This is a genomic window from Pseudomonas sp. v388, assembly GCF_003935425.1.
GTDB lineage: Bacteria > Pseudomonadota > Gammaproteobacteria > Pseudomonadales > Pseudomonadaceae > Aquipseudomonas.
Genome location: NZ_RHQN01000012.1, coordinates 139,435 through 148,770, shown reverse-complemented (window position 1 = coordinate 148,770; position 9,336 = coordinate 139,435). Strand labels below are relative to the sequence as shown.

10 protein-coding genes are annotated in these 9,336 nt (G+C 60.5%); 3 read left to right on the top strand and 7 right to left on the bottom strand.

Translation table 11 applies throughout. The annotated features are described in order from the left end of the window. A partial coding sequence (locus EGJ27_RS25140) for a hypothetical protein (RefSeq protein ID WP_254785300.1) occupies positions 1-119 on the bottom strand: 119 nt, incomplete at its 3' end. Positions 120-291: 172 nt separating this feature from the next. Here EGJ27_RS25140 and rpiA point away from each other — a divergent pair. Next, positions 292-963 carry a ribose-5-phosphate isomerase RpiA gene (gene rpiA / locus EGJ27_RS24085; protein ID WP_125833243.1) on the top strand — a complete coding sequence of 224 codons (672 nt, stop codon included), beginning with the start codon at positions 292-294 and terminating at the stop codon, positions 961-963. 39 nt (positions 964-1,002) lie between these two features. On the opposite strand, the gene EGJ27_RS24080 is transcribed toward rpiA, so the two are convergent. The 4 genes from EGJ27_RS24080 to EGJ27_RS24065 form a co-directional block, all read right to left on the bottom strand. Beyond that, positions 1,003-1,923, bottom strand: a complete 921-nt coding sequence (locus EGJ27_RS24080) for an SdiA-regulated domain-containing protein (protein ID WP_125833242.1) — start codon at positions 1,921-1,923, stop codon at positions 1,003-1,005. A gap of 92 nt (positions 1,924-2,015) precedes the next feature. After that, positions 2,016-2,948 (bottom strand): SdiA-regulated domain-containing protein, encoded by a 933-nt coding sequence (locus EGJ27_RS24075; protein ID WP_125833241.1) that lies wholly within the window; start codon positions 2,946-2,948, stop codon positions 2,016-2,018. 176 nt (positions 2,949-3,124) lie between these two features. After that, positions 3,125-3,790 (bottom strand): fumarylacetoacetate hydrolase family protein, encoded by a 666-nt coding sequence (locus EGJ27_RS24070; protein WP_125833240.1) that lies wholly within the window; start codon positions 3,788-3,790, stop codon positions 3,125-3,127. 51 nt (positions 3,791-3,841) lie between these two features. Beyond that, positions 3,842-5,236: an FAD-binding oxidoreductase gene (locus EGJ27_RS24065; RefSeq protein WP_125833239.1), complete on the bottom strand. Its 1,395-nt coding sequence runs from the start codon at positions 5,234-5,236 to the stop codon at positions 3,842-3,844. A gap of 156 nt (positions 5,237-5,392) precedes the next feature. Here EGJ27_RS24065 and serA point away from each other — a divergent pair, with 156 nt between their 5' ends. Continuing rightward, a complete protein-coding gene (serA, locus tag EGJ27_RS24060; RefSeq protein ID WP_125833238.1) occupies positions 5,393-6,622 on the top strand; it encodes a phosphoglycerate dehydrogenase in 1,230 nt (409 codons plus the stop codon). 164 nt (positions 6,623-6,786) lie between these two features. Here the strand turns inward: serA and EGJ27_RS24055 are convergent, their stop codons facing one another. After that, entirely contained in the window at positions 6,787-7,422 is a 636-nt protein-coding gene (locus EGJ27_RS24055; protein WP_125833248.1) for a 2OG-Fe(II) oxygenase, read from the bottom strand. A 142-nt stretch (positions 7,423-7,564) separates the two neighbouring features. Between EGJ27_RS24055 and EGJ27_RS24050 the strand changes: the two genes are divergently transcribed. Further along, complete coding sequence (locus EGJ27_RS24050; RefSeq protein ID WP_125833237.1) at positions 7,565-8,317, top strand: DUF2059 domain-containing protein; 753 nt, start codon at positions 7,565-7,567, stop codon at positions 8,315-8,317. Between the two features lie 25 nt (positions 8,318-8,342). On the opposite strand, the gene EGJ27_RS24045 is transcribed toward EGJ27_RS24050, so the two are convergent. Continuing rightward, positions 8,343-9,284, bottom strand: a complete 942-nt coding sequence (locus EGJ27_RS24045; protein ID WP_125833236.1) for an alpha/beta hydrolase — start codon at positions 9,282-9,284, stop codon at positions 8,343-8,345. Positions 9,285-9,336: the final 52 nt, after the last annotated feature.

Genomic DNA, 9,336 nt, shown 5'->3' with positions numbered 1-9,336 from the left:
TTGAGCAGCACCTGGTTGCCCAGCCGCTCGGACAGCTGGCGGGCGCCGTGCAGCGGGGTTTCCACGGCAACGTCGTAAACGCGGGAGGTGAGGATCTTCTTGACGTACTGTTCGAGCATCGGGACGACATCACTGGCGGTAAGAGCGAGGCAGGAAGTCTAGGGGCTGGAGCGGTTGCAGCACAACCGGACCCGTCGCCCGATGGATGAGCATCGGAATGACAGGGCTTTCAGGCGCAGTCGTCGTTATAATGCCGGCCCTTCTGCATACCTCAGGCACCGTGGAGCCCGCATGACCCAGGATCAACTCAAACAGGCAGTCGCCCAAGCCGCTGTCGATTTCATCCTTCCCAAGCTCGACGACAAAAGCATCGTCGGCGTCGGCACGGGCTCCACAGCCAATTGCTTTATCGACGCGCTGGCCAAACACAAGGCCGCGTTCGATGGCGCAGTCGCCAGTTCCGAAGCCACCGCTGCGCGCTTGAAGGGCCACGGCATTCCAGTCTATGAACTCAATACCGTCAGCGATCTGGAGTTCTACATCGACGGCGCCGACGAAAGCGACGAGCACCTGAACCTGATCAAAGGCGGCGGCGCGGCACTGACTCGCGAAAAAATCGTTGCCGCAGTCGCCAAGACCTTCATCTGCATTGCCGACGGCAGCAAGCTGGTGCCGGTGCTCGGCGCGTTTCCGCTGCCGGTGGAAGTCATTCCCATGGCCCGCAGCCACGTGGCGCGCCAGCTGGTGAAGCTGGGTGGCGACCCGGTCTATCGTGAAGGCGTCCTGACCGACAACGGCAACATCATTCTGGATGTTCACAACATGAACATCACCGATCCGGTGACGCTGGAAGCGCAGATCAACGCCATCGTCGGCGTCGTGACCAACGGCCTGTTCGCGGCGCGCCCGGCTGACCTGCTGTTGCTCGGCACTGCCGAAGGTGTGAAAACCCTGACGCGCTGAGAACATCCCCGATCTGTAGGAGCCACAACAAGTCCGCTCCTACGGATTTGGGGTTTCCGGCTTGCGGAACACGTAGAACAGGTTCGGCTCGCTGACTACGTACAACGTTCCCTGGTCATCCATGGCAATGCCTTCGGCCTGCGGCACGTCCTTGCTCAGGCCCATGCTGCCCGCCGTGAGCGAAGCACTGCCGATGGGGTGGCCCTTGGTGTCGATTTCGATGATCCGTCTGGACTCATCGGACAGGGCCAGCAAGTGCCCGCTGCGTTCATCGAACTGCAGGCTGGACAGATCACGGACGAACAGTCTGGCGTTGCGTTTCTGGTCTGACGTTATCTCTACAACGCTCGGTGCATCGCCCCCCACGCTCGGAAAACCGCGCACCTCAATGATCTGCACCGGCTCCCGCTCCTTGGCGATGAACAGGCGCTTGCCTGCCGAATCGTAGGCCAGCCCTTCGTAACCTTTGTTGCCTCCGGCGTCGATGCCCAGGGTCAACTGTTCGGCGTCACGTGCGTCGAGAGCCTGGGTAGCGTCATCGATCTGCACCTTGATCAGACGCTGGCGACGCTCGTCACTGATGACGTAGACCCCAGGGCCGATGTACTCGACCGCTTCCGAGTCGCCGAAGCCCACCAGCGGAATGCGCCGCAACGTGCGACCGTCCAGGCTCAGCTCGACGATTTCATTTCTTTTGTTGGTCACGGTGAAAAGGCTTTTGCGGTCCGGGTCATAGCTCAAGGCCGATACGTCGCTGCTGAGCCCGTCGATGGGCTGGCCTTCGACCACTGCCCGGTACTGATGCAGCGCCAGCGTATCGATAGAGTCCGACTGCCACAGCATTTGCCAATTGAACGCCGCCTGGTCAGCGAAACGGTAGCGGCGATCGATGACGAAAAGCACTGCGACCACGACGGCCAGCAGAAGAATGAACAACGAATAGCGGTTAAGGCGACGCATTGAAGGGGCTCACGGTTTGATCATTCGGCATGAATAACATACCAATATGAATCCAAGCTTAATGGCTTTATGCCTTGATCGAGCGCTGAGTGTCAGTGCTTGCGAAACGTGTAGAACAGGTTCGGTTCGCTGACCATATACAACGTGCCCTCTTCATCCAGTGCCACGCCTTCGGCACGCGGAATGGTGGCCGAGAGGCCGTTCATGCCCATCAGCAGCGTCATGAAGCTGACCTGCTTGCCGTCTTCGTCGAGTTCCAGCGCCAGGTGCGAATCGGCCGACAGCACCAGGGTATGGCCGGTACGAGGGTCGATGCTCAGGGAGGACAGGTTGCGGACATCCAGCGCATCGCTTGAAACATTGCGTTTCTCGCCTTTGAGGATTTCGCCGCCGTTGCTTTTCCAGGTAAAGATCGCCGCAGGCCGCTCTTCGCCGAGCAACAGCTGCTGGCGCGCATGGTCCCAGACCACGCCTTCGAAACCCTTGTTCTGATTGTCCGAGGCGCCCAGGTTGTATCGCACGGCATTGGCGATATCCAGGCTGGTGGTCTCGCCGTCCACCCTGGAAAAGGTCAACACATGCTGGCGTTCATCGGTGATCGCGATCAAGCCGTCATTGAGCACGGCAACCCCCTCGGGATTGCTCCAGCCCACCAGCGGAATCTTGCGCAACACGTCACCTTCCAGGCTCAGCTCCACCAGGAACGGGTTCTTGCCCATGACGGCGAACAGGGTCTTGGTGGCAGGACTGTAGGCCAGGTCCGAAGCTTCGTCCTCTTCCATGCCCGGCAGCACCTTGGCGTCGATGACCACGCGGTAGTCGGGCAACCAGATACTGGCGCTGCGCTCGGCCCTGCTCTGGAACGCTTCACGCATCCAGAGGTAGGCGCGGTCATCCCAATGCATCAGGAAGGCGATGCCGTAGCCCATGCAGAGGATCAGCAATACCCAGCAATACCAGCGCAGCTCGCGAAGCCGGGCAAACCGCGACCGAGGCGTAGACATAGATGAGGTAGCAATGGCCATTTAACCGTTTCCAGGCAGATTTGACGTCACCACGACGAGCCCTTCCAGCGAAGAGCCCGGAGGATTATCCAGATCGCTTGTGAAAAAAACGACAATTGGTCGGAACTTTCCCCAAAGCTGCATAAAAACCGCCTGACGGTGGTGTCAGACGGTTCCCTGTAACGAGAGGCCGGTTATCAACGCACGACGCTTTCGTAGCGGCTGTGGCCGGTCAGTTCCAGAACGACCTGATCACCCGGCTCGAACGGCCCGACACCGGCAGGCGTGCCGGTCATGATGATGTCGCCGGCCTGCAACGAGAAGTTGGCCGCCATGTGCTGGATCATCGGGATGATCGGGTTGAGCATCAGGCTGCTGTTGCCATCCTGCACGACCTTGTCGTTCAGGGTCAGGCGAATCCCGATGTCGGTGAGGTCCGGATAGGTTTCGGCCGGCAGGAATGGCGCGATCACCGCAGCACCGTCGAAACATTTGGCCAATTCCCACGGCAGCCCTTTCTCGCGCAGACGCGATTGCACATCACGCAGCGTCAGATCCAGGCCCGGCGCAATGCCGCTGATGGCATCGACCACTTCTTCGGCCGACGGGTTCTTGCTCAACGGCTTGCCGATCAGTACGACGATCTCGGCTTCGTAATGCACAGAGCCACGGTCGGTGGGAATCTTGAACCCGCCTTCCAGGGCCACGACACAGCTGCCCGGCTTCATGAAAATCAGCGGCTCAGTCGGCACCGGATTACCCAGCTCCTTGGCGTGCTCGGCATAGTTGCGCCCGATGCAGACCACTTTACCCAGCGGGAAGTGGATGCTCGTTCCATCGGCATATTTGTGCTGGTAGCTCATGACGTCTCCTGGGTTTTGTGGATGTGGCTTTTATTGAAGGACGCTGAAGATTCAAAGCGGGAAGATCTTGCCCGGATTCATGATCCCGTTGGGATCGAAGACCGACTTCAAGGCCTTCATGTATTCGATTTCCACCGGCGAACGACTGTACGTCAGGTAATCGCGCTTGGTCATCCCCACGCCGTGCTCGGCAGAGATCGAGCCGTTGTACTTCTCGACAGTCTCGAACACCCACTTGTTGACCTTCGCGCATTTGACGAAAAACTCGCCAGTGTCCAGGTCATGCGGCTTGAGGATGTTCAGGTGCAGGTTGCCGTCGCCGATATGGCCGTACCAGAGCACCTCGAAGTCCGGATAGTGCTCGCTGACGATGGCATCGATCTCGGCGAGGAATTCGGGCACTTTGGAGACAGTGACCGAAATATCGTTCTTGTACGGCGTGAAGTGCGAAATGGTCTCGGAGATGTATTCGCGCAACTTCCACAGGTTGCGCAGCTGCTGCTCGCTCTGGCTCATCACGCCGTCCAGTACCCAGCCCTGCTCGACGCAATGCTCGAAGGTCGCCAGGGCGTCATTGGCCAGGTCGGGCGTCGCGGCTTCGAACTCCAGCAAGACGTAGAACGGGCATGGCGTATCGAAAGGCGATGGCACGTCCCCGCGGGCCATGACCCGGGCGAAGGACTTGTCGGAAAAGAATTCGAAAGCGGTCAGGTCGAGCTTGCCGTGGAAGGCATGAAGCACCGGCATGATCGAGTTGAAGTCGGTGGTGCCCAGCACCATCGCGGTGAGGTTGCGCGGCGCGCGATCCAGCCGCATGGTGGCCTCGACCACGAAGCCCAGCGTACCTTCGGCGCCAATGAACAGCTGGCGCATGTCGTAGCCGGTGGCGTTTTTGATCAGGTCCTTGTTCAGTTCGAGTACATCGCCCTTGCCGGTGACGACCTTGAGCCCGGCCACCCAATTGCGGGTCATGCCATAGCGGATGACCTTGATCCCGCCAGCGTTGGTGCCAATGTTGCCGCCGATCTGGCTGGAGCCCGAGGACGCGAAATCCACCGGGTAATACAGGCCGTTCTCTTCGGCCAGAGCCTGCAACTGGCGGGTAATCACGCCCGGCTGGCACACGGCGGTGCGGTCGGTGAGGTTGAGTTCCAGCACCTGATTCATGTAATCGAAGGACACCACCACTTCGCCATTGTCGGCCACCGCCGCAGCGGAAAGGCCGGTGCGCCCGCCGGACGGCACCAGCGCGACACGATGGGTGTTGGCCCAGCGTACGATGGCCTGGACTTGCTCGGTGGTTTTGGGGAACACAATGGCGGACGGCGCCGGTGAGAACTGCCTGGTCCAGTCCTTGCCGTATTTTTCGAGGGAATCGGGATCGGTCAACACCTTGCCGGGGTCGACCAGGGTCTTCAGCTCGTCAATCAAAACAGGATTGTTCATCGACTCAACTCTCGAACCATTCATGGGCATCCTGAGAACGGTTCACGTTCAGGAATGAGGTTTCGCGGGGTCGTTATGCTAGCATACGACCCCCGTGAATCGTGCCTATGGCCGATCCGGCCCCTGCCAATTTCTCCGGGACACAGGTTTACGCAGATGAGCAAGACTTCCCTCGACAAGAGCAAGATCAAGTTCCTTCTTCTCGAAGGCGTCCACCAATCCGCTGTCGACGTCCTCAAGGCCGCCGGCTACACCAGCATCGAGTACCACACCAAGTCGTTGCCGGAAGCCGAGCTGAAGGAAAAGATCGCTGACGCCCACTTCATCGGCATTCGCTCTCGCACCCAGCTGACCGAAGAGTTGTTCGACTGCGCGAAGAAACTGGTCGCGGTAGGCTGCTTCTGCATCGGCACCAACCAGGTCGACCTCAACGCAGCGCGTGAGCGTGGTATCGCGGTGTTCAACGCGCCGTACTCCAACACCCGTTCGGTGGCCGAGCTGGTGCTGGCCGAAGCCATCCTGCTGCTGCGCGGCATCCCTGAGAAAAACGCTTCCTGCCACCGTGGCGGCTGGATCAAGAGCGCGGCCAACTCGTTTGAAATCCGTGGCAAGAAGCTGGGCATCATCGGCTACGGCTCGATCGGCACCCAGCTGTCGGTCCTGGCCGAAGGTTTGGGCATGCAGGTGTACTTCTACGACACGCTGACCAAGCTGCCGCTGGGCAACGCCACTCAGGTCGCCAGCCTGACCGAGCTGCTGGGCATGTCCGACATCGTCACCCTGCACGTTCCGGAAACCACGGAAACCCAGTGGATGATCGGTGAGAAGGAAATCCGCGCCATGAAAAAGGGCGGCATCCTGATCAACGCCGCTCGCGGCACCGTGGTCGAGCTGGAGGCACTGGCCGACGCGATCAAGGACAAGCACCTGATCGGCGCCGCCATCGATGTATTCCCGGTCGAGCCGCGCTCCAACGACGACATCTTCGAGAGCCCGCTGCGTGGCCTGGACAACGTGATTCTGACCCCGCACATCGGCGGTTCCACTGCCGAAGCCCAGGCCAACATCGGCCTGGAAGTCGCCGAGAAGCTGGTCAAGTACAGCGACAACGGTACTTCCGTGTCGTCGGTCAACTTCCCGGAAGTGGCGCTTCCTGCTCACCCTGGCAAGCACCGCCTGCTGCACATCCACGAAAACATCCCAGGCGTGCTCAGCGAGATCAACAAGGTCTTCGCGGAAAACGGCATCAACATCTCCGGTCAGTTCCTGCAGACCAACGAGAAAGTCGGCTACGTGGTGATCGACGTCGACGCCGAGTACTCGGACCTGGCGCAAGCCAAGCTGCAACAGATCAAAGGCACCATCCGTAGCCGCGTTCTGTTCTGATTGCAGACCGCGCGCACAAAAAAGGAGACCTTCGGGTCTCCTTTTTTCTGGTCAACTTTTGCCGAGTCTGTGGGAGCGGACTTGTCCGCGAAAACATCAGAGCGGTCGATGCATCTTCTGCGGTCGCTCCAGCTTTTCGCGGACAAGTCCGCTCCTACAAGGTGTCAGGCGAACAAATCATTGCCCCGCCGCCTGAACCAACCGGTCAGGGAAAGCCTGTCACGAGTCGCCGGCAGCACTTCGTGCGGGAACTCTCCTGACAGAAACACCACCAGACAACCACCGATGGGTTCCACATCGCACTCCACCTCATTCTTGAGGTACATGCGCAACTGCCCGCCGTGCTCCGGCCGCCAGGCATCGTTGAGGTACAGCACGGCCGACACCATGCGTTTGTCGTCGTCCCTGAAGCGATCGACGTGCCGCAGGTAGAACGCGCCCGGTGGATACTGGGCAAAATGGCTTTCGAAATCCTCAAGGCCCAGGAACAAACCTTGGTTCAACGCCAGGCGCAGGCTGTCCATGATCTCCAGATAGTTATCGCAGCATTCGGCCTGGCCGGGTTCCAGCCACTGGATTCGATCCCCACGAATGCCTTCGCGCACCTCCTGCGCAGGCCCGCGACCAATCCCGGCAGGCTCCAGCTCACCTTCGGCTGCACGTTTGCGGCACTCTTGCGCCAGTTCACGGGTCAGACTTTCGGGCAGGAAAATATTCTGCTGCGACCAGCCATGGGTGGCGAGGTCGTCGACAATTCGGAGCAGCAGTGGGTGATCGGTAGGTATGCGCATGGCGTGCATAGTATCCATAAGCCCTGCACTCCAACAGAGGCGTGCATACAGCATTGTGGTGCGCAGGAGTTTTCATTCGGCAAGGGCAGTCATAACTCGACAAAGCCCCGTCTACACCCCGAGAATAGCGGCCTGCCGACAGGAGTCCCTAATGCGTCGTTTGTTTGTTTTGCTGTTGATGTGCTGCGCCGTGCCTGCCTGGGCAGACAGCTACGATTTGCTCTACAAGGCCGCCGGCTGGCCGGAACAAAGGGCGCACTTCAGCGACGCGGTCAAAGCGGCCCAGCAGCGCTATCAGAACAACCTGCCGCCTGCGGTCTATCAGGCGTTGGTGAACAATAGCAATCAACGGTTCGCGCCGCAGGCGATGGATCAACGGGCCGAACAACGCCTGCGGGAAAGCCTCAAGGACCCTGCGCCTGCCTTGCAGTTCTTCCAGACGCCGCTGGGCCGCAAGATCGTCAACGCCGAACTCACCGCGACCCGTCCCGATCAACTGGCCAAGCATGCCCAAGGCCTGCCGGTGATCCAGGCCGATGCGACGCGCCAACTGTTGATCGGGCATCTGGCCCAGGCACTGCCCGCCAAACAGGCCGGTGCCGAAGTCAGCCTGGCCATTGCCGGCGTTGCCGCCGACAGCCTGAGCCAGATGATCCCAGGCCTTTTGGGCGGCGGACAGGCACAAGGCATGCTCGAAGGCCAGCGCGAGCGCTTGATGGCGCAGATCAGCGCCGACCTCAACAACACGCTGCTGTACGTCTACCGCGACCTGTCGGACCCGGAACTCGAAGAGTTCTCGACCTTCGCCGAGTCTGCGGAAGGCAAGGCCTACTACCAGGCCGCCCTCGCCGCCATCCGTGCGGGTCTGGCGGTGGGTCAGAGTGGAGCGGGACGCGCGAACTGACCTTCGCCGCGCAGAACCGGGTGGCTCAACCGAGCCGACTCCTTAAGAACTCGAAATACTGCGCCCGCAGTTCCGGCGACTCATTGGCCAGATGATGCCGAGCCTGATCGAGCATGAGGATCTGCGGCTCGCTGAACTTGGCCTTGAGAATGGTCAGGTTGTGCAACCAGTCGACTGTCATGTCGGCGTCGCCCTGGATGATGATCGGACTGCGGGCACAGGCGGGAGCGCGCTCGATACGCACGATCCACTGCGCCAGGGCGCCAACCCAGGCGGTTGGCAAACGACGCGGTTGCAACGGATCGGCCAGCAGGAACGGCAGGAACGTCGGTGTGTTGGAGTTTTCCGTAAAGCGCCGGGCGATACCCTTCACGAATGGCTTGAGTGCGTAATAGCTGAGTCGTGACCAACCCCAGGCCCGAGGCCGCACCAGCGGCGACAACAGGATGACCTGACCCTGCGCCGGACTGTCGGTCCCTTGATGCAGCAGGTGGTCGATCACGATTGCCCCGCCGGTGCTCTGTCCGCACAGGTGCCAGGGATGCGGCAACTGCAACGCCTCGGCTTCGACCAGCAACCGCTGAAGCACCATTTGATATTCGGCAAAATCGTTGATGCTCGCCCGGCTGCCGCTGGACAGGCCATGCCCGGGCAGATCGCAGGAAATCACCGCGAAGCCCTGCGTCAGCGCCCACTGAATGACGTGCTGGTACAGGCCCATGTGATCGTAGAAGCCGTGGAACAGGAACATTGTCGCCAGCGGATTTTCCGGCAACCAGACCTGGCCGACGATTTCATAGTCACCGACGTCCAGACGGCCGAGCCAACTGCGAGTCGCCTTCTCGCCGCCCAGGTTCTCCAGGCTGTAGAAACGCTGATAACCCAGCCCGTTATCGTTGAGCGGGGCTTGGGCAGTGAGCGGCGCCAGGCTGGCGCGCAGGTGATCGGGGTCGAACGTGACAGACATGGGGCTTCCAGATGGCGGCAAGGGCGCGAACGGCCATAGGGCGATAGTATCC

Bases quoted from the DNA above. Each gene is read 5' to 3' on its own strand.
- rpiA (WP_125833243.1), top strand. From the start codon at position 292: ATGACCCAGGATCAACTCAAACAGGCAGTCGCCCAAGCCGCTGTCGAT.
- EGJ27_RS24080 (WP_125833242.1), bottom strand. From the start codon at position 1,923: ATGCGTCGCCTTAACCGCTATTCGTTGTTCATTCTTCTGCTGGCCGTC.
- EGJ27_RS24075 (WP_125833241.1), bottom strand. From the start codon at position 2,948: ATGGCCATTGCTACCTCATCTATGTCTACGCCTCGGTCGCGGTTTGCC.
- EGJ27_RS24070 (WP_125833240.1), bottom strand. From the start codon at position 3,790: ATGAGCTACCAGCACAAATATGCCGATGGAACGAGCATCCACTTCCCG.
- EGJ27_RS24065 (WP_125833239.1), bottom strand. From the start codon at position 5,236: ATGAACAATCCTGTTTTGATTGACGAGCTGAAGACCCTGGTCGACCCC.
- serA (WP_125833238.1), top strand. From the start codon at position 5,393: ATGAGCAAGACTTCCCTCGACAAGAGCAAGATCAAGTTCCTTCTTCTC.
- EGJ27_RS24055 (WP_125833248.1), bottom strand. From the start codon at position 7,422: ATGCACGCCATGCGCATACCTACCGATCACCCACTGCTGCTCCGAATT.
- EGJ27_RS24050 (WP_125833237.1), top strand. From the start codon at position 7,565: ATGCGTCGTTTGTTTGTTTTGCTGTTGATGTGCTGCGCCGTGCCTGCC.
- EGJ27_RS24045 (WP_125833236.1), bottom strand. From the start codon at position 9,284: ATGTCTGTCACGTTCGACCCCGATCACCTGCGCGCCAGCCTGGCGCCG.